The 23,833-nt window shown below is 67.7% G+C and carries 29 protein-coding genes, 1 tRNA gene and 1 pseudogene; 14 read left to right on the top strand and 17 right to left on the bottom strand.

The window, feature by feature from the left end:
• The first annotated feature begins 24 nt into the window (after nucleotides 1–24).
• The 4 genes from AAIL68_RS09240 to AAIL68_RS09225 all read left to right on the top strand — a co-directional run bounded on the left by AAIL68_RS09240 (nucleotide 25) and on the right by AAIL68_RS09225 (nucleotide 6,048).
• Nucleotides 25–3,477: an AAA family ATPase gene (locus tag AAIL68_RS09240; RefSeq protein WP_347139487.1), complete on the top strand. Its 3,453-nt coding sequence runs from the start codon at nucleotides 25–27 to the stop codon at nucleotides 3,475–3,477.
• Nucleotides 3,478–3,520: 43 nt separating this feature from the next.
• Nucleotides 3,521–3,976, top strand: a complete 456-nt coding sequence (locus AAIL68_RS09235; RefSeq protein ID WP_347139486.1) for a RidA family protein — start codon at nucleotides 3,521–3,523, stop codon at nucleotides 3,974–3,976.
• Complete coding sequence (locus tag AAIL68_RS09230; protein ID WP_347139485.1) at nucleotides 3,976–4,728, top strand: glycerophosphodiester phosphodiesterase family protein; 753 nt, start codon at nucleotides 3,976–3,978, stop codon at nucleotides 4,726–4,728. Before AAIL68_RS09235 ends, AAIL68_RS09230 begins: the two co-directional genes overlap by 1 nt.
• A 189-nt stretch (nucleotides 4,729–4,917) precedes the next feature.
• A complete protein-coding gene (locus AAIL68_RS09225; RefSeq protein WP_347139484.1) occupies nucleotides 4,918–6,048 on the top strand; it encodes a GNAT family N-acetyltransferase in 1,131 nt (376 codons plus the stop codon).
• A gap of 28 nt (nucleotides 6,049–6,076) precedes the next feature.
• Here the strand turns inward: AAIL68_RS09225 and AAIL68_RS09220 are convergent, their stop codons facing one another.
• Complete coding sequence (locus AAIL68_RS09220) at nucleotides 6,077–6,562, bottom strand: peroxiredoxin (protein WP_347139483.1); 486 nt, start codon at nucleotides 6,560–6,562, stop codon at nucleotides 6,077–6,079.
• Between the two features lie 90 nt (nucleotides 6,563–6,652).
• Here AAIL68_RS09220 and AAIL68_RS09215 point away from each other — a divergent pair, with 90 nt between their 5' ends.
• The 3 genes from AAIL68_RS09215 to AAIL68_RS09205 all read left to right on the top strand — a co-directional run bounded on the left by AAIL68_RS09215 (nucleotide 6,653) and on the right by AAIL68_RS09205 (nucleotide 9,012).
• Nucleotides 6,653–7,855, top strand: a complete 1,203-nt coding sequence (locus AAIL68_RS09215; protein ID WP_347139482.1) for an FAD-dependent oxidoreductase — start codon at nucleotides 6,653–6,655, stop codon at nucleotides 7,853–7,855.
• Between the two features lie 118 nt (nucleotides 7,856–7,973).
• On the top strand, nucleotides 7,974–8,561 hold the full coding sequence (rsmD, locus tag AAIL68_RS09210; RefSeq protein WP_347139536.1) for a 16S rRNA (guanine(966)-N(2))-methyltransferase RsmD: 588 nt from the start codon (nucleotides 7,974–7,976) through the stop codon (nucleotides 8,559–8,561).
• A gap of 79 nt (nucleotides 8,562–8,640) precedes the next feature.
• Complete coding sequence (locus AAIL68_RS09205; RefSeq protein ID WP_347139481.1) at nucleotides 8,641–9,012, top strand: DUF305 domain-containing protein; 372 nt, start codon at nucleotides 8,641–8,643, stop codon at nucleotides 9,010–9,012.
• Between the two features lie 196 nt (nucleotides 9,013–9,208).
• Here AAIL68_RS09205 and AAIL68_RS09200 read toward each other — a convergent pair whose 3' ends face one another.
• Nucleotides 9,209–10,381, bottom strand: a complete 1,173-nt coding sequence (locus AAIL68_RS09200) for an aminotransferase class V-fold PLP-dependent enzyme (protein ID WP_347139480.1) — start codon at nucleotides 10,379–10,381, stop codon at nucleotides 9,209–9,211.
• Nucleotides 10,382–10,523: 142 nt separating this feature from the next.
• Between AAIL68_RS09200 and AAIL68_RS09195 the strand changes: the two genes are divergently transcribed.
• On the top strand, nucleotides 10,524–12,272 hold the full coding sequence (locus AAIL68_RS09195; protein ID WP_347139479.1) for an ABC transporter ATP-binding protein: 1,749 nt from the start codon (nucleotides 10,524–10,526) through the stop codon (nucleotides 12,270–12,272).
• On the top strand, nucleotides 12,269–12,988 hold the full coding sequence (locus AAIL68_RS09190; RefSeq protein WP_347139478.1) for a folate-binding protein: 720 nt from the start codon (nucleotides 12,269–12,271) through the stop codon (nucleotides 12,986–12,988). The genes AAIL68_RS09195 and AAIL68_RS09190 overlap by 4 nt, the downstream gene beginning before the upstream one ends.
• Before the next feature lie 146 nt (nucleotides 12,989–13,134).
• On the opposite strand, the gene AAIL68_RS09185 is transcribed toward AAIL68_RS09190, so the two are convergent.
• Nucleotides 13,135–13,695, bottom strand: coding sequence for a hypothetical protein (locus AAIL68_RS09185; protein ID WP_347139477.1), 561 nt, complete (start codon nucleotides 13,693–13,695; stop codon nucleotides 13,135–13,137).
• A 71-nt stretch (nucleotides 13,696–13,766) separates the two neighbouring features.
• Nucleotides 13,767–14,330, bottom strand: a complete 564-nt coding sequence (gene efp, locus AAIL68_RS09180; RefSeq protein ID WP_347139476.1) for an elongation factor P — start codon at nucleotides 14,328–14,330, stop codon at nucleotides 13,767–13,769.
• A gap of 349 nt (nucleotides 14,331–14,679) precedes the next feature.
• On the opposite strand from efp, the gene AAIL68_RS09175 reads away from it, so the two are divergent.
• Complete coding sequence (locus AAIL68_RS09175) at nucleotides 14,680–15,006, top strand: DUF6280 family protein (protein ID WP_042251710.1); 327 nt, start codon at nucleotides 14,680–14,682, stop codon at nucleotides 15,004–15,006.
• Nucleotides 15,007–15,063: 57 nt separating this feature from the next.
• Here AAIL68_RS09175 and AAIL68_RS09170 read toward each other — a convergent pair whose 3' ends face one another.
• A complete protein-coding gene (locus AAIL68_RS09170) occupies nucleotides 15,064–16,032 on the bottom strand; it encodes a 1-phosphofructokinase family hexose kinase (protein ID WP_347139475.1) in 969 nt (322 codons plus the stop codon).
• Entirely contained in the window at nucleotides 16,029–16,436 is a 408-nt protein-coding gene (locus AAIL68_RS09165; protein WP_347139474.1) for a metallopeptidase family protein, read from the bottom strand. Before AAIL68_RS09165 ends, AAIL68_RS09170 begins: the two co-directional genes overlap by 4 nt.
• A gap of 78 nt (nucleotides 16,437–16,514) precedes the next feature.
• On the opposite strand from AAIL68_RS09165, the gene gltX reads away from it, so the two are divergent.
• The 4 genes from gltX (at nucleotide 16,515) to AAIL68_RS09145 (ending at nucleotide 19,364) form a co-directional block, all read left to right on the top strand.
• The gene (gltX, locus tag AAIL68_RS09160) at nucleotides 16,515–17,840 is read left to right on the top strand and encodes a glutamate--tRNA ligase (protein ID WP_347139473.1); all 1,326 of its coding nucleotides are present in this window, start codon (nucleotides 16,515–16,517) and stop codon (nucleotides 17,838–17,840) included.
• Between the two features lie 135 nt (nucleotides 17,841–17,975).
• A tRNA-Met gene (locus tag AAIL68_RS09155) sits at nucleotides 17,976–18,052 on the top strand.
• 262 nt (nucleotides 18,053–18,314) lie between these two features.
• Entirely contained in the window at nucleotides 18,315–18,494 is a 180-nt protein-coding gene (locus AAIL68_RS09150; protein ID WP_347139472.1) for a hypothetical protein, read from the top strand.
• A gap of 441 nt (nucleotides 18,495–18,935) precedes the next feature.
• On the top strand, nucleotides 18,936–19,364 hold the full coding sequence (locus AAIL68_RS09145; RefSeq protein WP_347139471.1) for a hypothetical protein: 429 nt from the start codon (nucleotides 18,936–18,938) through the stop codon (nucleotides 19,362–19,364).
• 361 nt (nucleotides 19,365–19,725) lie between these two features.
• On the opposite strand, the gene AAIL68_RS09140 is transcribed toward AAIL68_RS09145, so the two are convergent.
• The 11 genes and pseudogenes from AAIL68_RS09140 to AAIL68_RS09090 all read right to left on the bottom strand — a co-directional run bounded on the left by AAIL68_RS09140 (nucleotide 19,726) and on the right by AAIL68_RS09090 (nucleotide 23,793).
• Complete coding sequence (locus AAIL68_RS09140; RefSeq protein WP_347139470.1) at nucleotides 19,726–20,295, bottom strand: MT-A70 family methyltransferase; 570 nt, start codon at nucleotides 20,293–20,295, stop codon at nucleotides 19,726–19,728.
• Nucleotides 20,292–20,468 carry a hypothetical protein gene (locus AAIL68_RS09135; protein WP_347139469.1) on the bottom strand — a complete coding sequence of 59 codons (177 nt, stop codon included), beginning with the start codon at nucleotides 20,466–20,468 and terminating at the stop codon, nucleotides 20,292–20,294. Before AAIL68_RS09135 ends, AAIL68_RS09140 begins: the two co-directional genes overlap by 4 nt.
• Nucleotides 20,465–20,680, bottom strand: a complete 216-nt coding sequence (locus AAIL68_RS09130; RefSeq protein ID WP_347139468.1) for a hypothetical protein — start codon at nucleotides 20,678–20,680, stop codon at nucleotides 20,465–20,467. The genes AAIL68_RS09135 and AAIL68_RS09130 overlap by 4 nt, the downstream gene beginning before the upstream one ends.
• Entirely contained in the window at nucleotides 20,680–21,150 is a 471-nt protein-coding gene (locus AAIL68_RS09125; RefSeq protein ID WP_347139467.1) for a hypothetical protein, read from the bottom strand. Before AAIL68_RS09125 ends, AAIL68_RS09130 begins: the two co-directional genes overlap by 1 nt.
• A gap of 125 nt (nucleotides 21,151–21,275) precedes the next feature.
• Nucleotides 21,276–21,545, bottom strand: coding sequence for a hypothetical protein (locus tag AAIL68_RS09120; protein WP_347139466.1), 270 nt, complete (start codon nucleotides 21,543–21,545; stop codon nucleotides 21,276–21,278).
• 238 nt (nucleotides 21,546–21,783) lie between these two features.
• A pseudogene (locus AAIL68_RS09115) lies at nucleotides 21,784–21,996 on the bottom strand (repressor LexA); the annotation flags it as partial.
• 10 nt (nucleotides 21,997–22,006) lie between these two features.
• Nucleotides 22,007–22,405, bottom strand: coding sequence for a hypothetical protein (locus AAIL68_RS09110; protein ID WP_347139465.1), 399 nt, complete (start codon nucleotides 22,403–22,405; stop codon nucleotides 22,007–22,009).
• The gene (locus AAIL68_RS09105) at nucleotides 22,402–23,040 is read right to left on the bottom strand and encodes an HNH endonuclease (protein WP_347139464.1); all 639 of its coding nucleotides are present in this window, start codon (nucleotides 23,038–23,040) and stop codon (nucleotides 22,402–22,404) included. Before AAIL68_RS09105 ends, AAIL68_RS09110 begins: the two co-directional genes overlap by 4 nt.
• Nucleotides 23,037–23,276, bottom strand: a complete 240-nt coding sequence (locus AAIL68_RS09100) for a hypothetical protein (RefSeq protein WP_347139463.1) — start codon at nucleotides 23,274–23,276, stop codon at nucleotides 23,037–23,039. Before AAIL68_RS09100 ends, AAIL68_RS09105 begins: the two co-directional genes overlap by 4 nt.
• On the bottom strand, nucleotides 23,273–23,566 hold the full coding sequence (locus AAIL68_RS09095) for a hypothetical protein (RefSeq protein ID WP_347139462.1): 294 nt from the start codon (nucleotides 23,564–23,566) through the stop codon (nucleotides 23,273–23,275). Before AAIL68_RS09095 ends, AAIL68_RS09100 begins: the two co-directional genes overlap by 4 nt.
• Nucleotides 23,563–23,793: a hypothetical protein gene (locus AAIL68_RS09090; protein ID WP_347139461.1), complete on the bottom strand. Its 231-nt coding sequence runs from the start codon at nucleotides 23,791–23,793 to the stop codon at nucleotides 23,563–23,565. Before AAIL68_RS09090 ends, AAIL68_RS09095 begins: the two co-directional genes overlap by 4 nt.
• Between the last annotated feature and the right edge of the window lie 40 nt (nucleotides 23,794–23,833).

Genomic DNA, 23,833 nt, shown 5'->3' with positions numbered 1-23,833 from the left:
CGCAGGAACAAAAAGGAACCCCGCTTGCGCTTCGACCGGCTGCGACTGAACGGCTTCAAAAGCTTCGTGGACCCGACCGACCTGGTCATCCGCGAGGGGCTGACCGGCGTGGTCGGCCCGAACGGCTGCGGCAAGTCGAACCTGCTGGAGGCGCTGCGCTGGGTGATGGGCGAGAACCGCCCCACCGCCATGCGCGGCGAGGGGATGGAGGACGTGATCTTCGCGGGCACCGCCCGCCGGTCCGCCCGCGCCCATGCCGAGGTGGTGCTGACCGTGGACAACCGCGACCGGCTGGCGCCTGCGGGCTTCAACGATGACGACCAGTTCGACATCGTGCGCCGGATTACACGGGACGCAGGGTCCGCCTACAAGATCGGCGGCAAGGACGTGCGGGCGCGCGACGTGCAGATGCTGTTCGCCGATGCCTCGACCGGGGCGCACAGCCCGGCGCTGGTGCGGCAGGGCCAGATCAGCGAACTGATCAGCGCCAAGCCGCGGTCGCGCCGCCGGATCCTGGAGGAAGCGGCGGGGATCAGCGGGCTTTATCAGCGGCGGCACGAGGCCGAGCTGAAGCTGAACGCGGCCGAGACGAACCTGACGCGGGTCGAGGACACGCTGGACCAGTTGTCCACGCAGGCGGTCAGCCTGGCCCGGCAGGCCCGCGCCGCCGCGCGATACCGAGAGATCGGCGCGGCGCTGCGGCTGGCCGAGGGCGCGCTGCTCTATCGCCGCTGGTCCGAGGCCGAGGCCGCGCGGCTGGCCGCAGCCGAGGCGCTGGCCGGCGCGATCCGCGATGCCCATGCTGCCGAAGCCGCGTCCCGCGAGGCGTCCGACCGGCGAGAGGCCACGGATGGCGCGCTGCCCCCGTTGCGCGAGGAGGAGCAGGTCGCCGCCGCCATCCTGTCGCGCATCGTGGTCGAGCGAGAGGCCCTGGACGAGGCCGATGCCCGCGCGGCCCAGGCCATCGCCGACCTGCAGGCGCGCATCAGCCAGCTTGCCCGCGACATTGACCGCGAGGAGGCGCTGAACCGTGACGCCGGAGAGGTGGTCGAGCGGCTGGCCTGGGAAAAGGCTGAACTGGACAAGGCCGGGCAGGGGCATGACGCGCGGCTGGACGCTGCCGCCGAGGCTGCCGATGAGGCTGCCGAGGCGCTGCGCGAGGTCGAGGCGCGGCTGGCGGAACTGACGGACGAGGCGGCTCGGCTGGCGGCGCGGCACCAGTCGGCAGAACGGCTGGTGGCAGACCTGCGCGCGATGCTGGACCGATCGGAACGCGCGGCGGCCCAGGCGCAGGACGCCGTTGACCGTGCCGCCGAGGCGGGAGCATCCGCCGAAGGCGCGCTTGCCGCAGCCGAGCAGGCGCAGGAGGCCGCCGCCGAGCGGGCCGAGGCCGCCGAGGAGGCGCTGGCCGCAACCGAATCCGCCCGCGCCGAGGCCGAAGCCGCCGAGACCGGAACCCGCATCGCGCGCGCCGAGGCCGAGGGCGAGCTTGGCGCGCTGACCGCCGAGATGGCCGCCCTGCGTCGGCTGGTGGAACGCGGCGGGTCCGGGGGCAAGGCGATCCTGGACCAAGTGACGGTGGCCAAGGGCCATGAGGTTGCCTTTGGCGTGGCCTTTGGCGACGACCTGCGCGCGGGACTGGCAGGGGAGGGCGAAAGCGGCTGGCATCTGCTGGCTGGCTGGGACGATCCGCAGCCCTTGCCCGATGGTGTGGCACCTCTGGCCCCTTATGTCGATGGCCCCGCCGCCTTGGCGCGCAGGCTGTCGCAGGTCGGGCTGGTCCCTGATGCGGTGGCAGGGACCGCGATGCAGGCCGCCTTGAAGCCCGGCCAGCGGCTGGTCACGCCTGCGGGCGATCTGTTCCGCTGGGACGGGATGCGGGTGGTGGCGGGAGAGGCGTCCTCGGCCGCCGCCCTGCACCTGCAGAAGGTGAACCAGTTGGCCGAACTGGCCGACCAGACCGCCGAGGCAGAAGCCAGGGCCGCTGTCGCCATCGAACGCCACGACGAGGCACGCGCCGCCCTGTCGGATGCCACGGCGACTGAGAAATCCGCCCGCGACGCCCGGCGCGATGCGGAACGGCAGTTGTCCGATACAGCGCGTGCCCTGACGCGGGCCGAATCCGACCTGTCGATGGCCCGCAGCCGCGCCGAATCGGCTGCCGGGGAACTGGCGCGGCATCAGGCCGATGCGGGGGATGCGCGGGGCCGCTTGGCGCAGGCCGAAGCGGCGTTGGCCGAACTGCCAGACAGGGCCGACGCCGCCATGGCGCTGGACCATGCCCGCACCGGCGTCGAGGCCGCGCGCATCGCCACCATGACCCGCCGCGCCGCCTTGGATGAGCTGAAGCGCGAGGCCAATGCGCGGACGAAGCGGTTGCAGGAAATCGCCAAGGAGGAATCCGGCTGGAAGCTGCGCCTGCAGCAGGCGGGCACGCGCGCGTCCGAACTGACCGCCCGCCGCGATGCCGCCAGTGCCGAACTGGCCGAGGCGCAAGCGCAGCCCGCCTTGCTGGCCGACCGCCGCGCCAGCTTGCGCGACCGCGAGGCGGATGCCGGGGAACGCCTGGCTGCGGCCCGCGATGCGCTGGCGGTGGCCGAGGATGCCGCCCGCAGCGCCGCCCATGCCGAGCGCGAGGCCGAGCGTGCGGCATCCGAGGCCCGCGAAACCCGCGCCACGCGCGAGGCCCGCGCCGAGGCCGCCCGCGACGGAGAGGCCGCCGCCCGCGCGCGCATCCTTGAGGAAACCGAAACGACGCCGCAGGCGCTGCTGGCCTCGCTGGGGGACCGGCCGCCCGATGCGCCCGCCGCCGCGCTGGAGGATCAGATCGCCCGGCTGCGCACGCAGCGCGACGGGCTTGGCGCCGTCAACCTGCGCGCCGACGAGGACAAGCGCGAGATCGAGGCCGAGCGCGACCGACTTGCCGCCGAAAAGACCGACCTTGAGGAAGCGATCCGCAAGTTGCGCGCGGGCATCACCAGCCTGAACCGCGAAGGGCGCGAACGGCTGCTGGCGGCCTTCGACACGGTGAACGCCAATTTCGCCACCCTGTTCACCACGCTGTTCGGCGGGGGCGAGGCGCGGCTGGTTCTGGTCGAATCCGACGATCCGCTGGACGCGGGGCTGGAAATCATGTGCCAGCCGCCGGGCAAGAAGCTCTCCACCCTGTCGCTGCTGTCGGGGGGCGAGCAGACCCTGACCGCCATGGCGCTGATCTTTGCCGTCTTCCTGGCCAACCCCGCCCCGATCTGCGTTCTGGACGAGGTGGACGCGCCGCTGGACGACGCCAATGTCAGCCGCTTCTGCGACCTGCTGGACGAGATGACGCGGCGCACCGACACACGCTTCCTGATCATCACCCACCACGCCGTCACCATGTCGCGCATGGACCGGCTGTTCGGCGTCACCATGGTGGAACAGGGTGTGAGCCAACTGGTCAGCGTGGATCTGCAGCGCGCCGAAGCTCTGGTCGCGTGACGGATGGCACGCTAGGGTCCGGTCCAAATCACAGGAGAACAGCATGAGCATCGAAGCCACCCTGGCCCAGAAGGGCATCACCCTTCCCGCGGCGCCCGCGCCTGCGGCGAACTATGTGCCCTTCGTGCAGGCCGGAAACCTGGTCTTCGTGTCGGGCCAGATCAGCCAGGACGACAACGGCCTGATCAAGGGCCGCCTGGGCGACGGCATGTCGGTCGAGGATGGCGCCGCCGCCGCGCGCCGCTGCGGCCTGTCGCTGATCGCGCAACTGAAGGCCGCCGTGGGCGATCTGGACCGCGTGAAGCGCGTGGTCAAGCTGACCGGCTTCGTGAACTCGACCCCCGACTTTGCCGACCAGCCGAAGGTCATCAACGGCTGTTCCGACCTGATGGTCGAGGTCTTCGGCGACGCCGGTCGCCATGCCCGCGCCGCCGTGTCCGCCGCAGCCCTGCCCCTGGGCGTCGCGGTCGAGGTCGAAGCGATCTTCGAGGTCGCGTGATGACGCTGCCGCAGGCCTTCCTGACCATGCCGGTGGCGCACCGGGGCCTGCACGGCCCCGGCATCCCGGAAAACAGCCTTGCCGCCGCCCAGGCCGCCATTGACGCGGGCTATGCGATCGAGCTGGACATCCAGCCTGCCAGCGATGGCGAGGCGATGGTGTTCCACGACTATGACCTGCGCCGCCTGACCGGCGCGGACGGCTTCATCGCAGGTCTTGATCCGGCGGCGCTGTCGGGGATGCGGCTGCTGGGCACCGACCAGCCGGTCCCGACCCTGCGGCAGTTCCTGGATCTGGTCGCGGGCCGCGTGCCCCTGCTGATCGAGATCAAGGACCAGGACATGCGCCTTGGCCCCGACATCGGCACCCTGCACGAACGGGTCGCGGCTGTCCTGCAAGGCTATGACGGCCCGGTCGCGGTCATGTCCTTCAACCCGCATGTGGTCGAGGCCTTTCACCGGATCGCGCCGCATATCCCGGTCGGACTGACGACCTGCGGTTATGCGGAACAGGACTGGCCCGGCATCCCCGAGGAAACCCGCAGCCATCTGGCCGGGATCAACGACTTCGACCGCAGCGGCGCCTGCTTCATCTCGCATGACAAGCAGGATCTCGCCAATCCGCGCGTCGATGCGCTGAAGGCTCAGGGCGTGCCGATCCTGTGCTGGACCATCCGCAGCGCGGAGGAGGAGGCCTTGGCCCGGCGTGTCGCGGACAACATCACCTTCGAAGGCTACCACGCCGCGCGCTGAAACCGGGGCGGGGGACTTCGTGTCCCCCATTCGGGCCTGCCGGCCCCTTCCTCGCTGAAAAAGGTCCACTGGACCTTTTTCCGGGCGCTCGGAAGCCTTTGCGGGATATTTGGACAAAGGTGAAACGCCTGCGTGATTGTGAGGGCGGGGCCGCTGACAAACCGGCTCCGACCCCCTAGCTTGCCAGCCATGAACGCGCTGACCCTGTCCACCCATCCCAGCATCGCAGCGATTCCGGCCGACACCTGGGATGCGCTTGGCGACGGCAACCCCTTCACGACGCACCGCTTCCTTCTGGCGCTGGAGGAGTCCGGCTCGGTCGGACGCGGGACCGGCTGGCAGCCGCTGCATGTGACGCTTGAGGATGGCGGCAAGGTTGTCGCCGCCGCGCCCCTTTACGCCAAGTCGCACAGCCAGGGCGAATACATCTTCGACCATGCCTGGGCCGAGGCTTACGCGCGTGCGGGCGGGCGCTATTATCCCAAACTGCAGGCGGCGGTGCCCTTTACCCCGGTGACGGGCGCGCGGTTGCTGACGCGCGATCCTGCCATGCGTCAGTCGCTGCTGGCCGGGATGACGCGGCTGGCCGAACGTGTTGGCGCCTCGGGCGTCCATGTCACCTTCTGCACGGGAGCCGAGGCCGAGGCCGGAACGAACATCGGCTTTCTGCCCCGCGTGACGCAGCAATTCCACTGGCTGAACCGTGGCTATGGCAGCTTTGACGATTTCCTGGGGGCGCTCTCCTCGCGCAAGCGCAAGGATCTGCGCAAGGAACGCAGCAAGGCGCAGGCTTTCGGCGGCACGATCCGGCACCTGACGGGCGATGACCTGAAGCCGCATCACTGGGATGCTTTCTGGGCCTTCTACCAGGATACCGGCAGCCGCAAATGGGGGCGGCCCTATCTGACGCGGGCCTTCTTCGACTGCCTTCACCAGACCATGGGCAACGACATCCTGCTGGTCCTGGCCGAACGCGACGGGCGGCCCATCGCCGGGGCGCTGAACTTCATCGGGCCGGATGCGCTTTACGGCCGATACTGGGGCTGCATCGAGGACCACCCCTTCCTGCATTTCGAGCTTTGCTATCACCAGGCCATCGACTTCGCGATCGCCCGAGGACTGGCGCGGGTCGAGGCAGGCGCGCAGGGCGAACACAAGCTGGCGCGGGGATACGAACCCGTCGCCACGCATTCCCTGCACTGGGTCGCGGACGAAGGCTTCCTGCGCGCCCTGGCCGACTATCTGGACCGCGAACGCGACGCCATGGGAGAGGAAATCGAGGCGCTTGCGGATTTTACCCCCTTCCGCAAGGGGGGCTGACCGGCGGGCGTCCCGCCGGTCGCATCGCTCAGACCTTTTCCAGCAGCGCCTCGCCCGCGCTGACGGTGCATTGGCCGGGGCTGTCCTCGACCTCGACCGCTTCGAAGACGCCATCCTTCAGCAGCGCGGCAAAGCGTTTGCAGCGGCCATGCAGGCCGGCGGGGGGCGCGTCGAAGTTCAGGCCAAGCGCGCGGGTCACGCTGCCATCGGCATCGGCCAGAACCTCGATCCGGGCGGTATCGGCGCCGGTGGCCTTGGCCCAGGCATCGGCCACGAAGGGATCGTTCACGGTGATGCAGACGATCCGGTCCACGCCCTTGTCGCGGAAGGCATCGGCATTGCGCACGAAGCTGGGCATATGGGCATTGGTGCAGGTGCCGGTGAAGGCGCCGGGCACGCCGAACAGGGCGACGCGGCCCTTGGCCAGGTCGGCAGTATCCACGGCTTCGGGGCCACCCGCGCCTACGCGCAGCAGCTTGCCTTCGGGCAGCTTGTCTCCGACGGTGATGGTCATCCTGTCCTCCTTGGAATTGCAACGGATTCGCCGCGACTATAGGGTGCGGGCCGGTGACGGGCCAGCGGGCCGCAACGGGCAGGGACGGCCATGAAGATCGTGATCGTGGGGGCAGGGCAGGCGGCGGCGTCCATGGCGGCGCGGCTGCGCGCCAAGGGCCATGGCGGCGAGATCACCGTGATCGGCGCCGAGCCCGCCGCCCCCTATCAGCGCCCGCCGCTCTCCAAGGCCTATCTGCTGGGCCAGATGGGTCTGGACCGGCTGATGCTTCGGTCCCCGGAATGGTGGGACGACCAGAACATCCCCCTGCGGCTGGACGAGGTGGCGCAGGCCATCGACCCGGTCCGCCGCGTGGTGACGACCGACAAGGAAGAGGTCGGCTATGACGCGCTGGCGCTGACCACGGGCGCGTCAGCCCGCCGCCTTCCCGCCGCCATGGGAGGCGATCTGCCCAGCGTCCACGCGATCCGCAGCCTGGCCGACGTGGACGCGCTTGCCCCGCAGATGCGGGCAGGCCGACGGCTGATCGTGATCGGCGGCGGCTATATTGGGCTGGAGGCCGCAGCCGTCGCCCGCAAGCTGGATCTGACCGTCACGCTGATCGAGGCCGCGCCGCGCATCCTGGGCCGGGTCGCGGCGGCGGAAACGGCTGACATGATCCGCGCCCTGCATCTGGCGCATGGGGTGCAGATCCTGGAAGGCACCGGCATCTCCCGCATCACTGGCAGCGATCACGCGACCGGCGTGGCGCTGAACGATGGGCGCGAGCTTCCCGCCGACCTGATCGTCACGGGCATCGGCGTGCTGCCGGAAACGGCGCTGGCGCAGAGTGCCGGGCTGGCCTTGGACAACGGCATCGCCACCGACGCCCTGGGCCGGACCTCGGACCCGGCGATCTGGGCTGCGGGCGATTGCGCCAGCTTCCCCTGGCAAGACAACCAGCTGCGCCTGGAAAGCGTCGGCAATGCCATCGACATGGCCGAGGCGGTGGCCGACAACATGCTGGGCGCGGACAAGCCATATCAGCCGAAGCCGTGGTTCTGGTCGGACCAGTTCGACGCCAAGCTGCAGATCGCCGGCCTGGGGACCGGCCACGACCGGATCGTGACGCGGGCGGGCGACGGCCAGCACGGCGGCTCGGTCTGGTATTTCCGGGACGGCCGCCTGATCGCCGTCGATGCGCTGAACGACGCGCGCGCCTACATGATCGGCAAGCGCCTGATCGAGGCCGGGCGCAGCCCCGATCCCGACGCGATCTCTACCGCTCCCGACCTCAAGGCGCTTCTCGCATGATATATCTTCTGTGCACAAATATCCTCTGGTGTGAGACGCACCCGGGAAAAGGTCCAGTGGACCTTTTTCAGCGGCGAACGCCTGCCGCTTCCGGCAGGCAGGGGGGGCGAAGCACCCCCTGCAATCGCGGGACGCAAAGATGAGGATCGTCGGCGGCACCCTGCGCGGCCTGAAGCTGGCCGAGGTGGGGACGGGCGACTCCGCCGCCCATCTGCGCCCCACCACCGACCGGGTGCGCGAGGCGATCTTCAACCTGCTGGTCAACGGCACGCATGGCAACCCCGTCCCCGCCGCGCGCGTGCTGGACCTGTTCGCGGGCACCGGGGCGCTTGGGCTGGAGGCCCTGTCGCGCGGGGCAGCCCATGTCACCTTTGTCGATGACGGCGCCAAAGCTCAGGCGCTGATCCGCAGCAACATCAGCAAGGCGCGGGCGGGGAATGCGACCGATCTGCTGCGGCGCGACGCGGTCCGGCTGGGCGACAATCGCGCCGGGCCTTATGGGCTGGTGTTTCTTGATCCGCCTTACGCGGCGGGCTTGGGGGAACGCGCCATCGCCTCGGCCCTGGCGGGGGGCTGGATCGCCCCCGGGGCAATGGTGGTATGGGAGGAAAGCCGCCCGCCCGTCGTTTCCGCACCGCTGATCCCCATCGACCAGCGGCGTTATGGCGACACGCTGGTGACGCTGGCCCGCCTGCCCGAGGCATAGCGCGGATGTGATGGCGTGGCGGCTTTTCTTGGCTGCTGCATTGCGCCAGCCTGACCCGGCAACCGCGAAGGAGAAACCGATGACCGCATCCATCCGCCGGGGCTTCAGCCTGTCCCCGATCCTGTTCGCCCTGGCCTTCGGGGCCTATGCCCAGGACGCCGCGCATGACCACGGGGATAGCAGTGCAGGGGGCGACGCCGCGACGGCCTATGGCGCCGTGATGGAAAAGATGCACGCCGACATGCCGATGGAATCGACCGGCGATGCCGATGTGGATTTCGTGCGCGGCATGATCCCGCATCACCAGGGCGCCATCGACATGGCCAAGGTCGTGCTGGAACACGGCGACGACCCCGAAATCCGCAAGCTGGCCGAGGAGGTCATCACCGCGCAGGAAGCCGAGATCAAGGTGATGCAAGACTGGCTGAAGGAACACGGGCAGGCGGAGTAGGGGTGACTGGCGAAGGCCGTTGCCTGCTAGGGGCCGCCCCTCCAAGACTGGCCAGCCCGTAGGGTGGGGTTTTACCCCACCACCTTCGGCAACGGTGGGGTAAAACCCCACCCAACGGGCTTTGGGGCGCGGCGGCGCTTGTGTCACCCGCCTCGCTTGGCGAAGACGATGGCCTTCGCCAAGCCGAATGATCACCTCACGCCGGTTCCGCCAGCACCCGCGCCGCCGCGTCCAACCCGCCCGGCCCATGCGGGATGCCAAGCGCCACCATGCCCGCCTGCATCGCCCCAAGCGCCGAAAGGATCATTCCCGCATTGGCATGGCCCATATGCGCCACCCGCAGCGCGTTTTCCGGCTGCTCGGCCCCCAGGCCGATGCCGAGCGTCACGCCGCAATTCGCGACCGTCCAGGCCCGCAGCGCATCCGCGCCCGGCAGCGCCATCGCCGTGACCGAGGCCGCGCGCGCCATGGGATCCTCGACCGACAGCCGGATGCCGGTGTCGCCCTCGCCCCAGGCCTCCACTGCCGCCCAGACCGCGCGGGCCAGCGCCGCATGACGCGCCCAGACGGCGAACAGGCCCTCTTCGTCCAGCATCATCCGCAAGGCCTCGTCCAAGGCGAAGATCTGCTGGACCGGCGGCGTGCCGCCCCAGAAGCGCCACAAGGCCTCGGCACCCGCCCGGGCGTGCCAATCCCAGTAAGGCGTGGTCAGTTGCGTGCGCCCGCGCGCGGCGGCCTTGTCGGAATACCAGACGAAGCAGGTGCCGGGCGGGCACATCAGCCCCTTCTGGCTGGCCGAGATCAGCACATCGACGCCCCAGTCGTCCATCATCATCGGCGCGCAGCCCAGCGACGCGATGGCATCCACCGCCAGCAGCGCCGGGTGATCGCCCATGGCGTCGCGCAGCGCCGGAATGTCGGCCATCACGCCGGTCGCCGTGTCGATCTGGCAGACCATCACGGCCTTGATCGCGCCCGCCTTGTCCTCGGCCAGGCGGCGGGCCAGCATGTCGGGGTCGGCGGGCAGGCTGCCGAAGTCCAGCCGTTCCACCGCGACGCCCATCGCCTCCATCTGCTGCGCCCAGGACCGTCCGAAATGGCCCGAGGTCAGCGCCAGCGCGCGGTCGCCCCCGTTGAAGATATTGGCGCCCGCGGCCTCCCACGCGGCATGGCCATTGCCGATATAGGGCGCCAGATGCGCCTGCGTGCCCGCCAGCCGCTTCAGTTGCGCCATCACGGCCAGGTTCAACTCGGCCATTTCCTCGCCATAGATGTCGGGAGAGGCGCGGTGGGCGGCGGCAAGCACCCGGTCCGGCACCGGGGACGGGCCGGGAATGGCGATGACGGGGCGACCTGCGGCAAGGCTCATGGCGTTATCTGTCCTTCACATCCTGCAAGGATCGCTAGTGCCCGCGCGGGCCAAGGTCAACGCCCCTGCCTTGCGGCGGCAGGGCGGGACGGGCTAAGGCTGGGCCAGCACGAAGACAGGAAAGACGCCGCGCCCCGTGATCATGCCCCGCAGCCCGCACCCGTCGGCCGCCAGCCTGCTGCGCCGGTTCTGGACCGATTATCTGCGCATCCATCGCTTTCCCATGGTCGGGGCCTTCCTGCTGATGACGGCCGAGGGATCGACGCTGGCGCTGATCTCCTGGATGCTGAAGCCGCTGTTCGACCGGGTCTTCGTGGGAAAGGAGGCCGGCGCGATCTGGTGGGTCGGCGGCGCGATCATGGGGATCTTCCTGTTGCGGGCCACGACGCTGATCGCCAGCCGTTCGCTTCTGTCGCGCATCTCGCTGGGGATCTCCACCACGATGCAGCGCGACCTCTTGGCCCATATCATGACACTGGACGGGCGGTTCTTCCAAGCCAACCCCCCCGGCGCGATGATCGAGCGGATCCAGGGCGATACCATCGCCGTCCAAGGCGTCTGGGCGAACCTGATCACCAGTGCGACGCGGGACGCGATTTCGCTGATCATGCTGTTCGCGGTGGCCGTCAGCATCGACCCGTTTTGGACTACGGCCGCGCTGATCGGCGCGCCGATCCTGATTGCGCCCGCCGCCCTTGTGCAGCGATATATCCGCCGCAAGGTGCGCCAGAACCGCGCCGATGCCAGCGCCCGCGCGACCCGCCTGGACGAGGTGATGCACGGCATCGCCTCGATCAAGCTGAACCGGGCCGAGGCGCACCAGACCGAGCGTTTCGCCCGCATCACCGACCGCATCCAGAAATCCCAGGTCAAGGTCGCGGCCATCGGCAGCCTGGTCCCCGCCCTGACCGATATCGTGACCGGCATCGGCTTTGTCGCCGTCCTGGCCCTGGGCGGGCGCGAGGTGATGGAGGGCCAGCGCAGCGTCGGCGACTTCATGTCCTTCTTCACCGCGCTGGCCCTGGCCTTCCAGCCGATGCGGCGGCTTGGCGGGCTTGCGGGCACCTGGCAGACGGCGGCGGCCAGCCTTGAACGGGTCTATCAGGTGATCGACACGCAGCCGCACATCCGGTCGGGCGCGCGGACGCAGCCGCCCGCCGACACCGGGATCCGGCTGGAGGATGTGTGGCTCTCCTATGACGGCAAGCCGGTGCTGCAGGGGCTGACCTTTTCGGCCGAGGCGGGCAGGACCACCGCGCTTGTCGGGCCGTCCGGGGCGGGCAAGTCCACGGTCTTCAACCTGCTGACGCGCATGGCCGACCCCGACCGGGGCCGTGTCACCCTGGGCGGCGTGCCCGTGCAGGACTTCGACCTGGGCGTGCTGCGCGACCAGTTTTCCACCGTGGCGCAGGATTCCGCGCTGTTCGACGAAACCCTGCGCGACAATATCCTGATGGGGCGGCCCGATGCCGATGACGCCGCCTTGCTGCGCGCGATGGAGGCGGCCCATGTCAGCGATTTCGTGGCCGCGATGCCCGGCGGCCTGGACAGCCGCGCCGGTCCGCGCGGATCGGCCCTGTCAGGCGGGCAGCGCCAGCGCATCGGCATCGCCCGCGCCATCCTGCGCGACGCGCCCGTGTTGCTGCTAGACGAGGCGACGAGCGCCCTGGACACCGCCAGCGAAAGGCTGGTTCAGGCGGCGCTGGAAACCCTGTCGCAGGGGCGCACCACGCTGGTGATCGCGCATCGGCTGTCCACCATCCGCAACGCCGACAAGATCGTCGTCCTGGAACAGGGCAGGGTTGTCGAGGAAGGCAGCCATGCCCAGTTGATGGCGCAAGGCGGCGCCTATGCCCGCCTTGTCGCCCTGCAATTCGGAGAAAGCCAATGACCCGCCAGATCATCCGCATCACCGGAGAGGATCGCCTGGCCTTCCTGCAGGGCCTGGTCAGCAACGATGTGACCCGCGCCCCCTGCTGGGCCGCGCTGCTGACGCCGCAGGGCAAGTATCTGGCCGATTTCCTGATTGTTCCCGATGGCGAGGCGCTGCTGATCGACGTGGATGCGCGGCTGGCGGATGACCTGATGCGGCGGCTGGCGATGTACAAGCTGCGCTCGAAGGCCGCTATCGAGCCCACTGACATGACCGTGGCGCGCGGCACCGGCCCGGCGCCGGACGGGGCCATCGCCGATCCGCGCCATCCGGCGCTCGGCTGGCGGCTGTATGGCGGGACGGGCGACGACGGCACCGATTTCGACGCCATCCGCGTGGAGCATGTGATCCCCGAAACCCTGGTCGAACTGATCCCGAACGAGACCTTCATCCTGGAAGCCGGGTTCGAACGCCTGCACGGCGTCGATTTCCGCAAGGGCTGCTATGTCGGGCAGGAGGTCACGGCCCGCATGAAGCACAAGACCGAATTGCGAAAGGGCCTGACCCGCCTGCGGATCGAGGGGAGCGCGCCGGTCGGCACCCCGATCACCGCGGAGGGGAAAGAGGTCGGCACGCTGTTCACCCAGTCAGGCGGCCATGCCCTGGCCCATGTGCGGTTCGACCGGCTGGGGCCGGATATGCAGGCTGGCGCGGCGCGGCTGTCGGCGGAGTAGGGCGGATCGACTACTTCCGATCCAGGACAATCGGCAGCACTGGCGGGATCGCTTGTAGAGTGGGGGTTCACCCCACCACCTTCGGCAAAGGTGGGGGGAAACCCCACCCTACGGGCTCGCTGCCGCAGAACCGGCAGGCAAGATACCTAGTCCAGCTTGCGGATGCGGTCGCCCAAGGCGACCTCTCCGTCCGCCTCGATCGAACACAGGATGCCGCGCAGGCGCAGGTCCGGGTGGCCGGGCGCCACGATCCAGTCCTTGGCGGGCTTGCCATAGCGGATCTTCCATTTTACGCAGGCGTCGTTGAAGACATCCGACACCCGCAGCACCGCCGTCCCCGCCTGCAGCAGCGTGCCGACCGGCAGGTTCGCGTGGCTCATGTCCAGGTCGCAGACCATCGTGTCGCCGGGATAGAGCGTGGTCTCGCGGTCGAGCCAGACGGCGTCCATCACCCGGCGCGGCAGGATCGAGACCTGGATGCGCGGGTCGGGCGAACCGTCCGCCAGCTTCAGCCAGGGGGCCTTCAGCCAGCGTTCGCCGGGAATCCCCTCGGCCCGCGTCAGGGTCAGCCGGTGGGGAAAGATCCGCTTGTTGAAGCCGGGGCGAAAGCACAGCCATTCCACCGCCGCATCATCCCTGGGCGCGGCCAGGACATGGGGCAGGGCGCGGGCCAGATCTTCGGGCGTGGCCTGGATGGGGCTGGTCATGGAAAAACCGTCCGGCTGGCATGAAAACGCCCCGGTCGGACCGGGGCGCGCGTGATCGGCAGGACGGGCGATCAGGCCCGTTCGCTGTATTCGAACAGTTCGGTGTTGACGACGATCTTCTCACCCTCGCCCACGAAGGGCGGGATCATGATGCGCACGCCGTTGTCCAGGATCGCGGGCTTGTAGCTGTTGGCGGCGGTCTGGCCCTTCACCACCGGCTCGGTTTCGCTGACGGTGCAGGTGACCTTCTGCGGGATCGACACCGACAGGGCTTCCTCGCCGTAATATTCGATGGTGGCGGTCATGCCGTCCTGCAGGAAGGGGCGGCGGTCGCCCAAAAGGTCGGCGTCCAGTTCGGTCTGCTCGAAGGTCTCGCTGTCCATGAAGACCAGCTTGCCGTCGGATTCGTACAGGAACTGCTGGTCCTTCTGTTCCAGCCGGACCTGTTCGACCTTGTCCTCGGACCGGAAGCGTTCGTTCAGCTTGCGGCCGTCGCGGAGGTTCTTCAGCTCGACCTGGGCAAAGGCGCCGCCCTTGCCGGGCTTGACATGGCTGACCTTCACGGCGGCCCACAGGCCTCCGTCATGCTCCAGCACGTTGCCGGGGCGAATTTCGTTGCCGTTGATCTTGGGCATTGGGGAAACCTATCGGGATCTGGGAAATTCCTGCCGTTCGGCTTTGAACGGCGCTGTGGCGTCCCTATATCGACACCTTCGGACCGAGGCAACCAAATCGGCTTTGCCGTGTTGTCAAGGCGCGAACCCGGATGCTGCGGCACCAATCGCAAGGGGTATGTGCAGATTTCACCTGTTTTTTACACGACATGCAGTATGTGCATGGGTGATATGCAGGCAAGGGAATAACGAATCGACGTGCTTCTGGGCTAAGCAGCAGCACCGTCAGAGAAACGGAAACAATAACGATGGGTTGGCATGATGCCTCCCACAAGGCCGCTTTTGCGGCCCAAGAAGATGGACGAATGGTATGCGCGATTTTGTCGATGGATCGGCTTTCAATTTCGAACAGGGCCAGCGGGCCCGCAAGCTTTTCGCAGCCGTGGTCCTGGCCGCGCTGGATGATGCGATTGCAGACGACAAGAAATACGGCAACGGCCCCGAACAGATCGCCCGCTGGGCGCGGTCGCGCGACGGGCGCGAGGTGCTGTCCTGCGCGGGCATCGACCCCAACGAACGCGTGGTCAAGGGCCTGATGGAATTCGTGTCCAAGGGCGTGCGCACCTCGGTCGCGCTGTCGCGCGAGGAAAGCGAGCGTCGCATGGCCGCCGAGGCCGAGGAAGCCGAAGCCGCCTGAGGGCCGCGCAAGGCGCATGGAAAGGCCGCCCGCCGGGGCGGCTTTTTTCGTTCGGGGCTACAGCTTCGAGATGATCCGTTCGGCATAGAATCGGTCCACGTCCTCGGCCCGGCACAGATCCGTCGCGGGGGTCATCACGGCGGCGGATGCGGCGGCGGCGCCAAGCGCCAGCGCCTCCTCGACCGGCCAGTCGCGCGCCATGGCCAGCACGAAGCCCGCGACGAAGCTGTCGCCCGCGCCGACCGCGCTGACCACCTTGACCTTCGCGGCAGCCGCGTGCCAGGCGCCGTCCGGCCCGGCGATGACCGATCCGTCGGCGCCCCGCGCCACGATCACCGACCGCGCCGCGCCGTCCTTGACCAGGCCGGCCGCGAAACCCGCGCTGTCCTCCCGCTTGGGCAGGGGACGGCCCGCCAGTTCCTCGGCCTCGTGGCTGTCCATGCGCAGCACATCGACGGGGGTCGAGGATCCCGCCAGCACCCGCAGCGCCTCGCCCGAGGTATCGACCAGCAGCTTCGCGCCGCTGTTCTTCAGCCGCACGGTCAGCATCTGCTCGAAGCCTGCGGGCACGCCGGGCGGGTTAGATCCCGACACGACCACCCAGCCCCCAGCGCGGGCGTTTTCGGCGATGGCCTGGGTCATGTCGGCGACATGGGCCTTGTGCCATTCGGGGCCGGGCATGACGAAACGGTATTGCCCCCCGGTGGACCGGTCGGTCACGGCCAGCGACTGCCGCGTCTCGCCCGGCGCGGTCAGGCGCACCAGCGACAGCCCGTCGGCCTTCAGCATGTCCGCGATCCGCGTCCCCGTGGCCCCGCCAAGCGCCACCATCGCGGTGGATTGCCCGCCCATGTGCTGGATCGCGCGGCTGACATTGATGCCGCCCCCGCCCGGATCGGCCACCGGCTTGTCGCAGCGCAGCTTCAATTCAGGCCGCACCTCGTCCGCATGGGTGGACAGATCCAGCGCCGGGTTCAGCGTGACGGTCAGGATGGGGGCTTGCCCCACCGTTGCCTGCGCACTCATTCCCACCACCTGTCGATGCTGGCGATGTCGTCGTCGGACCAGCCGAAATGGTGCGCCATCTCGTGCGTGACCACATGGGCGACCAGTTCCCCCAGCGTGACGTTCCCGCGCGCTGCCCATTCGTCCAGCAGCGGGCGGCGATACAGCCAGATGATGTCCGGCTGGCCCGGCTGGTCGGACACCGACTTTTCCGTCAGGGGCACGCCGTCGTAAATCCCGGTCAGTTCAAAGGGATCGTCGATCTGGAGTTCGTCCAGAACCTCCTCGGGCGCGAACTCGGCCACATGGATGGTGATGTCCTGGGCATGGCGGGCGAATTCGGGGGGCAGGGCCGCCACGGCGTCATGCGCCATCGCCTCGATCCGGGCCGCGTCGGGGGCGGTCAGGTCTTTCCAGTCGGTCATCCGCTTCTCCTGCATGTCGGCCCTGATATGGACAAGAATCGTTGTCTGTGAAAGAGCAAGGCGAACAGGAGACCTGCCATGACCACCACCCGCTTCGCCCCTTCGCCCACGGGCCACATCCATGTCGGCAACCTGCGGACCGCGCTGTTCAATTACCTGATCGCGCGGAAGGCCGGGGGCACCTTCATCCTGCGGCTGGACGATACCGACCAGGAACGGTCGAAGGAAGAATATGCCGACGGCATCAAGCGCGACCTGGACTGGCTGGGCCTGCACTGGGACCGCGAGGAACGCCAGTCGCTGCGCCTCGACCGCTATGCCGAGGCCGCCGACCAGCTGCGCGGCGCGGGGCGCCTCTATGAGGTCTTCGAGACCCCGACCGAGCTGGACCTGAAGCGCAAGAAGCAGTTGAACATGGGCCGCCCGCCGGTCTATGACCGCGCGGGCCACGGTTTGTCGGAAGCCGACAGGGACCGCCTGCGCGGCGAAGGCCGCGAAGGCTACTGGCGTTTCCTGCTAGACCAGGAGCGGATCGAATGGACCGACGGCATCCTGGGCGACATCTCCATCGACGCGGCCAGCGTGTCGGATCCGGTGCTGATCCGCGCGGACGGGCAGGTGCTTTACACCTTCGCGTCCTCGGTGGATGACGTGGACATGGCGGTCACGCATATCGTGCGCGGCGCGGACCATGTGACGAACACCGCGACGCAAATCCAGATCATCCGCGCCCTTGGCGGCACGCCCCCGGCCTTTGCCCATCACAGCCTGCTGAGCGGCGCCAAGGGCGAGGAACTGTCGAAACGTATCGGTGCCCTGTCGATCCGCGACCTGCGTGAAGCAGGCGTCGCCCCCGAGGCGCTGCTGTCGATGATGGCGCGCCTGGGCTCCAGCCAGCCGGTCGAATTGAAGATGACGCTGGACGAGTTGGCGGACGGGTTCGATCTGTCGCAATTCGGTGCCTCGCCCACGAAATTCGACGCCGAGGATCTGTGGCCGCTGACCCGCGAACGCAACCAGGCGCTGCCCTTCGACGCGGTCCGCGACCGGATCGCCGCACTTGGCGTACCGGGCGATCTGGCCGAACGCTTCTGGACCGTGGCCTCGCAGAACATCACCAGGCTGGACGACCTGGCGGAATGGTGGACGATCTTCGCCCAAGGCGCCGAACCGCAGATCGACGCCGAGGACGCCGATTTCATCGCCCAGGCCATGCCGCTGCTGCCGCCGCCGCCCTATACGGACGCGACCTGGGGCGAATGGACCGCAGCCGTGAAGGAGGCCACCGGCCGCAAGGGCAAGGGCCTGTTCATGCCCCTGCGCAAGGCCGTCACCGGCCAGGCCCATGGTCCCGACATGGCGCAGGTGATGCCGCTCTTGCAGGTGGTCAAGGCGCGCGGCTGACCTGCGATCCCCTTTGAAATGGAACGCCGCCCCACCCCCAAGGGCGGCGTTTTTCATTACCGCCACCTCGTCGGCAAAAACCCGCGAAAACCGCTTGACGCCCCCCGCGCCAGCCCGTAAATCGCCCCCACCCGTGGCGGAGTAGCTCAGCTGGTTAGAGCAGAGGAATCATAATCCTTGTGTCGGGGGTTCAAATCCCTCCTCCGCTACCACCGAAACCCCCGGTTTACCCCCCAACAGGGGCGCCACGGTTCCAATAATCTCGCAATCGACATGGTTGTCCTCGCGGTCGTGGATCACGACGCGGTCGATCAGCGACCGGAAGGCGTCGAACATCGCGCGGTCTTCGCGCGGGTCGAGGTCCGGCAGGTGCTCTGCCAATAACGTCAACAACTCGGTCATCTCGGCCATGGCTGACGGGTGCAATGTCAGAACTTGGGCAGATGGCGCCCGCTCCAGCAGTTCTTTGGCCGCATGAACCTCGGCCCGGATCGGCCCGACCTGACGGTCGAAAAAATCGGCATCGATGCGGCCCTCGACCAGGTTCATCTGCAGCCGGTCCAGCTTGCCCTGCGCTGCGGCCAAGGCCCGTTCCGCCTTCGCCCGCGTCTTCGATGCGTCGCGAGCCTCGGCCTGCACGGTTTCCAGCCATGACTTGACCGCGTCCGGCTGCCGAAGGCGGGCGATCACGGCATTGACCACCGCGCGCTCGATCTTGTCCAGGCGGTAGCGCCGGCGGTTGTCGCATGAGCCGCTTTCCTTCGCAGTCGAGCAGGTGACACGGATCGCGCCGCCGCGCCGATCGTGCATCGTCAAGCCGCCGCCGCAATGGCTGCACTTCACCAAGCCCGTCAGCAGGCGCCGTGTTCGAGGATCGGATTGCTTCGTTTTGCGCACGATGATTCTTCCCTGCTTCCGGGCCTGTACAGCCTCCCATAGCGCGGGAACGATGATTCGCAATTCCGGTGCTTCGGACCGGCGCCATTCCGAGGGGGGATTTGGACGGCTGACACGCTTGCCGGTGTCGGGATCGCAGACCATCCGCACGCGGTTCCAGACGATCTCGCCCGCATAGATGGGGTTGGTCAGGATGCCATGACCGCGGCCCTCGTTGCCGTTCAGGGTGCTGGCGTTCCACCCGGTGCCGCGCGGGGAAGGGATGCTGTCATCGTTCAGGGCGCGGGCGATGTCGCGCGGGGACGTGCCGTTCGCATAGGATTCGAAGATCCGTTGGACGACCTGCGCCTCGGCCGGATTGATCTCGGGCTCGCCCGGTCGGCCGGGCACGGGCCGGTAGCCATACGCCTTGCCGCCGGCGATGCGGCCGTCCGCCACGACACCAGTCATGCCGCGCCGGATCTTGTGCTTCAGGTCCGTCAGGAACAGGGTCGAGACCAGGCCCCGGATGCCCACCTGGATGGCGTCGGCGCGCCCGTCATGCACGGCCACGATGTCGATGCCCGCGAAGGTCAGCCGCTTGTGGATGCCGGCGAGATCCTCCTGGTCGCGGCTCAGGCGGTCTAGCGCCTCGACGACGACCGTGTCGAAGCGTCCGGCGCGGGCGTCGTCCAGAAGGCTCCATAGCCCGTCGCGTCCGTGGACGGTTGCGCCCGACCGCGCCCGGTCGCTGTAGCGGGCGACGATGTCGAGGCCCTGCTTGCCCGCGAATTCTTGGCAGAGGGACAGTTGGTCATCGACTGATCGGTCGCTTTGCAGGTCGGTCGAGAAGCGGGCGTAGAGCGCAGCGCGGGGCATTCCGTATCCTTGTTGTCCTGTGCGGCTTTCCTGGCCTTGCATTTCGCCGCATAGGCCCGCGCCACTTCCCAGAAGTCGCGGCCAATTGTGCTGCCATGGTCGCCCGTGTCTATGATTCGCGGGTGGTGCATCAGACGGCTCCAAACTTCTCGGCTTCGTGGCCCCAGTTCGACCAACCGGGGCGCTTCTGTCGGCTGAAGACCTCGATCCGGCGGGCGTCCGGCATCAGCTGCTCGGCCGCGGTGAAGGCTTCTTCGGGCTTTCGGCTGTGTTCCCGGATCCGGCCCATGATGACGGACCTGGTGCTCTTGGTGGTCTTCGGCGCGCCGCGCGTGGCGATGAGGAAGGGTTCGCCCGCGCAACGCAGGATATAACCGGTGCCGAAGTTTAGCTTGCCGTTCCTGGTCGTCTTGACCCACTGGCCGGCCGTCTTGAACTGGAAGCCCCAGGCGTCGACGATCCTGAAGGCATCGCGCAGCAGCGGGTTGGTGGCCCAAAGCCATAGCACCGCGTTTTCGGCCGCGAGAGCCGAGACGGGCAGGGCGGCGATCTCGTCCAAGGTCATGCAGGCATATTGCGCCTGTGGGGCCTTCTCCTCCCCCTTCTCCGAGCGAAGCTCGTAAAGCCAGGGCGGGTCGGCCATGATCATGTCGAAGCCGCCGAACGGGCGCAGGGCGATGAACTGCTGCAGCGGGGTCATTCCGCCACCTCGCCCGGATACTTCCCCTTGCCGATGCGGATCAGCCGGTTGCGGCCCAGATAGGCCAGGTCGGTCTCGCGCGGGCTACGTTCTGTTGCGGGCTTCTTCTTGGCTGCCATGTGGGCTTTAAGCAGGACCATGGCGGCGTCGGCGATTGGGTCGCGTGGGGTCATTTCGGACTTCTCACGACAGCAAGAATCTCTTCAAGGGCTTCATCCGCAAGGGCGTCTGGAGGAATGAAGTCGGTATGCACGACATTGACCAAGAGGCCCGTATCGACGGCATCGCGGGTCACCCGCTGAACCTCATCCCAGTCGTCGGTCAGCTTCGATTCGATGAGCCTCTGATGCAGATCACCGCCCCAGATATCGATCAGGATCGGCATCAGCTTGTCTCCCCCGTCCCTCTTTTCCCATCCGCGCGCAGCAGCGCGGCGAGCAGGAGATCCATTTGACCTTTTTTTATCCACCGGTGAACTCTCCCAGACGAAACGCCGAGGTATCGTTCCAACGCTGACCGTGAGGGCCATTCCCGCTCCCCGATCTGAACCGGCTTGCGGCGACTGTTGTTCGGATTGCCGCGCTTGCCGCCAAGGCGATCAAGATTGCCGTGTTTGTTGAGGTGCCAGCTGATCGTGCTCTGCGAAACACCTGCGGCGACCGCTGCCTGTGTCTGGCTCTGGTAGACTTTAGAGTTTATTTTGCAGGGATTGCCCGTTTCGGCGATGTCCTTGATGCCCTTCTTCCGCCGGTACGAGCGGCAAGCATCCCTGTTTGCCTTGGTGCATCGGGTGCAGCGGCAGCCGCACTTGTAGGCATTGGACGTGCCGTGCTTGATTGGTTGTCGGGTCTTCATGCTGCCGCCTCCATCCGATCGATGTTGCACCGATGGACCGCGAAAGTGACGGCGACAACCCACGGGTTCGGATGCCAGCCGTAGCCGCACTTGGCATTCAGGCTTCATGTCATCGACATAAACCGTCATTGCTGCTGCTCCGATTGGCTGGGCTCGACATAGCGGCCGTCAACCCGCGCGAGATATTCCCGCAGCATCGCGATCATGTCGGCGCGTTCGCCGTTGCTGATGTAGTTGACCCGACCGCCGTCGATCTTGCCGAACTCGGCCGTCAGCAAGATGAAGCCCAGCTTTGGCTTCTTGCCCGGCTTGCGCCGTCCGTTGAGTTCCTCGTCGATCTGCCTGGCAAGCCGGTTCATGCGCGCCAGGTATTGCGCTTGGATGGGGTCAGTCATGGGACACCCCATCCGGCAGCGCAGCGTCGATCTGGGCGATCACCGCCTCGATCTCGGCAACATAAGCGGCGTCATCCGCGTCCATGGTCGATCGGTCCAAGCCGCTGTTGGCCGCGCAGAAGTCGTGCAGCAGGTCATTGCGAAGTTCGGCCAGGAAGCGGTAGCTCGCCACCAATGCGCCGGTCATAGCAGACATCTGTTTCAGCGCTGATAGCGCCACGGCGGCATTGTTGCGATCGACGACTTGGAGCGCGCGCGGCTTGTGTCGCAGGCGGCGGATGGCGCCGCGTTCCTCTAAACCCAGCAGCAGGCGGTGAACGCCGGATTTGGAGGTGAAGCCCATGTCGTCTGCCATCTGCTGACAGGTCGGCGCCCGGTTATGGTTGGCGATGTGCGCCTTGATGATGTCCAGCAGCTTCTGCTGCTGTTCGGTCAGGGTGATGCCGGTCATTGAGATCCTCTCAAGGCCTGCCGCTGTCCAGCCCGCGTACGGCCTCGTCAGCAGCGACGAATTTCAGCAAGGCCGCGATCAGCGCGGCAGTGATCAGGGCCGCGCCCAGCATTCCCCCTGCGCCTGGCAGCGGAACCGGTGCGGGCGCCGGGCTGTCGGCCGCGGTGATGTGCAGCGTTCCCGCCTCCGCCGCCCCCACGCTTTTCCAGTTGATGAAAAGGCTTCGCAGCGGGTGGTGTTCATCTGTTCTGGCGTAGAACGCCGCCTTGCCTTCCATCGGTGTGTCGATCAGCGCGCAGGTGGCGCCGGTGTCGTCGATCACGCGAAAGCCGGTGCCGGGGATCCAGCAGGCTTTCTCTAAGGTGCAGGGGGTTTGCGGCACCTGGGGAATGGTGGCGGCGGGGATCATGCCTGCGCCTTTCGTGCCTTGCTGGCGGCATGGCGGACCTTGGCGACGGCCATGACGGTTGGCTTGAGGGCGGCGGGCGCGCTGTCATAGTGGCGCCCGACCTTGGTGCCCGCCAGGAAGGGCAGCATCGAGCGGGGGACGACCTCCCAGTTCGACGGATCCGTGTTCGCCCTGTCGCCGTCCAGGCACTTCAGGGCATGGCCTTGGGGCAGGGGGCCGTTCGCCTCCTCCCACCTGATCAGGTGGACGCCCCGCCACCGACGCTGCATGGGCAGGCCGTCATTGACCTTGCGTTCGACATAGCCATCCCTGCTGATCCGTTCGGTGCCGATTGGCTTGTGGAGGGCCGCGGCCCTGCCAGACCGCTGGCCCGCCTTGAACCGGGTGGCGGCGCTGTTCGCGTTGAAGGGCATGGGCTTGCCCTTGTTGTGCGCCGCCTGTCCCTTTTCGAAACGTCCCGTCCGTCCGGTCATCCAGCCGTGACGCTTGCACAGCGCGGCATAGTTCGAGAGGGACACGTCGTCGCGTTCCCAGCGGCGGCAGAATTCGGCATGAGCCTCGCGGCGCGGCATCGACCTGTGCGCCTCGATCCAGGCCAGTTCTTGGGGCAGGTAGTAGATTGCCTGGCCCTTCATTGGTCCGACTTTCCGATCTGGGGCAGCATGGGCAGGACCGCCTGCCCGTGTTCCGCGAACAGCTTCGCGGCCTTGAGCTGCAGGTCAGCATTGCCGATGATCTGGTCCGCCACCGACACGATGGCCTCGGCACGCCTGGCCTCGCTCTCGATCTTCTCGGCTGACAGGCCTTCTTCGTTCAGCCGTTCCAGGGCAGCGAAGAGGTGATTGTTCAGGTCGCCCAGCTTGTTCTTCATGCCCGATCCTCCGCCAGGCAGCGCTCGGCCGCCGCGATCCAGTTCTGCAGGGCGTAGGGCAGGCCCATGGTGCTGGAGGACTTGACCTTGAGAATGGAGACGACGCTGCCGTTGTAGTTGTCCTGGATCCGGGCTCCGTAGGTCTTGACCAGGTATTCGCCCAAAGCCTTTGCCGCAGCATCAAGAGCACGGTGCTGGTCCATGATGTCGATACGGCGGGAGCTATCGATCCGGGGCAGCGCGACCAGGCGGGCGCGCAGGTCGTCGATGATGGTGCGCAGGTCGGTCATGACAGCACCCAGACGAACAGGGCGATCAGCAGCCCCGCCCCGATCACGACGCGGAACACGGCCACGCTGACCGCCTCAGACGCCGGCGCGATGTCATCGATGGCGGGCATGTCGATCGGCAGCGGCTTTTCGTCGTGTGCCTCGGTCAGTCTCTCGGCACCCCAGTCGTGCTCCGGCGTCTCTCGGACGACGTGCTTTTCGTAATCAGTAAGGGGATAGCGGTGCATGATGTGCTCCTCTGTCGCTTGGGATGGCAGCCCCGCAGGG

This window comes from Paracoccus sp. SSK6, from assembly GCF_039770665.1.
Classification (GTDB): Bacteria; Pseudomonadota; Alphaproteobacteria; order Rhodobacterales; family Rhodobacteraceae; genus Paracoccus.
The sequence above is the reverse complement of the archived record's forward strand: the minus strand, read 5'-3'. Positions and strand labels throughout refer to the sequence as shown.

Excerpts from the sequence above, each read along its gene's own strand:
- AAIL68_RS09235 (WP_347139486.1), top strand. The coding sequence starts at position 3,521 with ATGAGCATCGAAGCCACCCTGGCCCAGAAGGGCATCACCCTTCCCGCG.
- AAIL68_RS09230 (WP_347139485.1), top strand. The coding sequence starts at position 3,976 with ATGACGCTGCCGCAGGCCTTCCTGACCATGCCGGTGGCGCACCGGGGC.
- AAIL68_RS09225 (WP_347139484.1), top strand. The coding sequence starts at position 4,918 with ATGAACGCGCTGACCCTGTCCACCCATCCCAGCATCGCAGCGATTCCG.
- AAIL68_RS09220 (WP_347139483.1), bottom strand. The coding sequence starts at position 6,562 with ATGACCATCACCGTCGGAGACAAGCTGCCCGAAGGCAAGCTGCTGCGC.
- AAIL68_RS09215 (WP_347139482.1), top strand. The coding sequence starts at position 6,653 with ATGAAGATCGTGATCGTGGGGGCAGGGCAGGCGGCGGCGTCCATGGCG.
- AAIL68_RS09205 (WP_347139481.1), top strand. The coding sequence starts at position 8,641 with ATGACCGCATCCATCCGCCGGGGCTTCAGCCTGTCCCCGATCCTGTTC.
- AAIL68_RS09200 (WP_347139480.1), bottom strand. The coding sequence starts at position 10,381 with ATGAGCCTTGCCGCAGGTCGCCCCGTCATCGCCATTCCCGGCCCGTCC.
- AAIL68_RS09195 (WP_347139479.1), top strand. The coding sequence starts at position 10,524 with ATGCCCCGCAGCCCGCACCCGTCGGCCGCCAGCCTGCTGCGCCGGTTC.
- AAIL68_RS09190 (WP_347139478.1), top strand. The coding sequence starts at position 12,269 with ATGACCCGCCAGATCATCCGCATCACCGGAGAGGATCGCCTGGCCTTC.
- AAIL68_RS09185 (WP_347139477.1), bottom strand. The coding sequence starts at position 13,695 with ATGACCAGCCCCATCCAGGCCACGCCCGAAGATCTGGCCCGCGCCCTG.
- efp (WP_347139476.1), bottom strand. The coding sequence starts at position 14,330 with ATGCCCAAGATCAACGGCAACGAAATTCGCCCCGGCAACGTGCTGGAG.
- AAIL68_RS09175 (WP_042251710.1), top strand. The coding sequence starts at position 14,680 with ATGCGCGATTTTGTCGATGGATCGGCTTTCAATTTCGAACAGGGCCAG.
- AAIL68_RS09170 (WP_347139475.1), bottom strand. The coding sequence starts at position 16,032 with ATGAGTGCGCAGGCAACGGTGGGGCAAGCCCCCATCCTGACCGTCACG.
- AAIL68_RS09165 (WP_347139474.1), bottom strand. The coding sequence starts at position 16,436 with ATGACCGACTGGAAAGACCTGACCGCCCCCGACGCGGCCCGGATCGAG.
- gltX (WP_347139473.1), top strand. The coding sequence starts at position 16,515 with ATGACCACCACCCGCTTCGCCCCTTCGCCCACGGGCCACATCCATGTC.
- AAIL68_RS09150 (WP_347139472.1), top strand. The coding sequence starts at position 18,315 with ATGAACCTCGGCCCGGATCGGCCCGACCTGACGGTCGAAAAAATCGGC.
- AAIL68_RS09145 (WP_347139471.1), top strand. The coding sequence starts at position 18,936 with ATGACCGCGGCCCTCGTTGCCGTTCAGGGTGCTGGCGTTCCACCCGGT.
- AAIL68_RS09140 (WP_347139470.1), bottom strand. The coding sequence starts at position 20,295 with ATGACCCCGCTGCAGCAGTTCATCGCCCTGCGCCCGTTCGGCGGCTTC.
- AAIL68_RS09135 (WP_347139469.1), bottom strand. The coding sequence starts at position 20,468 with ATGACCCCACGCGACCCAATCGCCGACGCCGCCATGGTCCTGCTTAAA.
- AAIL68_RS09130 (WP_347139468.1), bottom strand. The coding sequence starts at position 20,680 with ATGCCGATCCTGATCGATATCTGGGGCGGTGATCTGCATCAGAGGCTC.
- AAIL68_RS09125 (WP_347139467.1), bottom strand. The coding sequence starts at position 21,150 with ATGAAGACCCGACAACCAATCAAGCACGGCACGTCCAATGCCTACAAG.
- AAIL68_RS09120 (WP_347139466.1), bottom strand. The coding sequence starts at position 21,545 with ATGACTGACCCCATCCAAGCGCAATACCTGGCGCGCATGAACCGGCTT.
- AAIL68_RS09110 (WP_347139465.1), bottom strand. The coding sequence starts at position 22,405 with ATGATCCCCGCCGCCACCATTCCCCAGGTGCCGCAAACCCCCTGCACC.
- AAIL68_RS09105 (WP_347139464.1), bottom strand. The coding sequence starts at position 23,040 with ATGAAGGGCCAGGCAATCTACTACCTGCCCCAAGAACTGGCCTGGATC.
- AAIL68_RS09100 (WP_347139463.1), bottom strand. The coding sequence starts at position 23,276 with ATGAAGAACAAGCTGGGCGACCTGAACAATCACCTCTTCGCTGCCCTG.
- AAIL68_RS09095 (WP_347139462.1), bottom strand. The coding sequence starts at position 23,566 with ATGACCGACCTGCGCACCATCATCGACGACCTGCGCGCCCGCCTGGTC.
- AAIL68_RS09090 (WP_347139461.1), bottom strand. The coding sequence starts at position 23,793 with ATGCACCGCTATCCCCTTACTGATTACGAAAAGCACGTCGTCCGAGAG.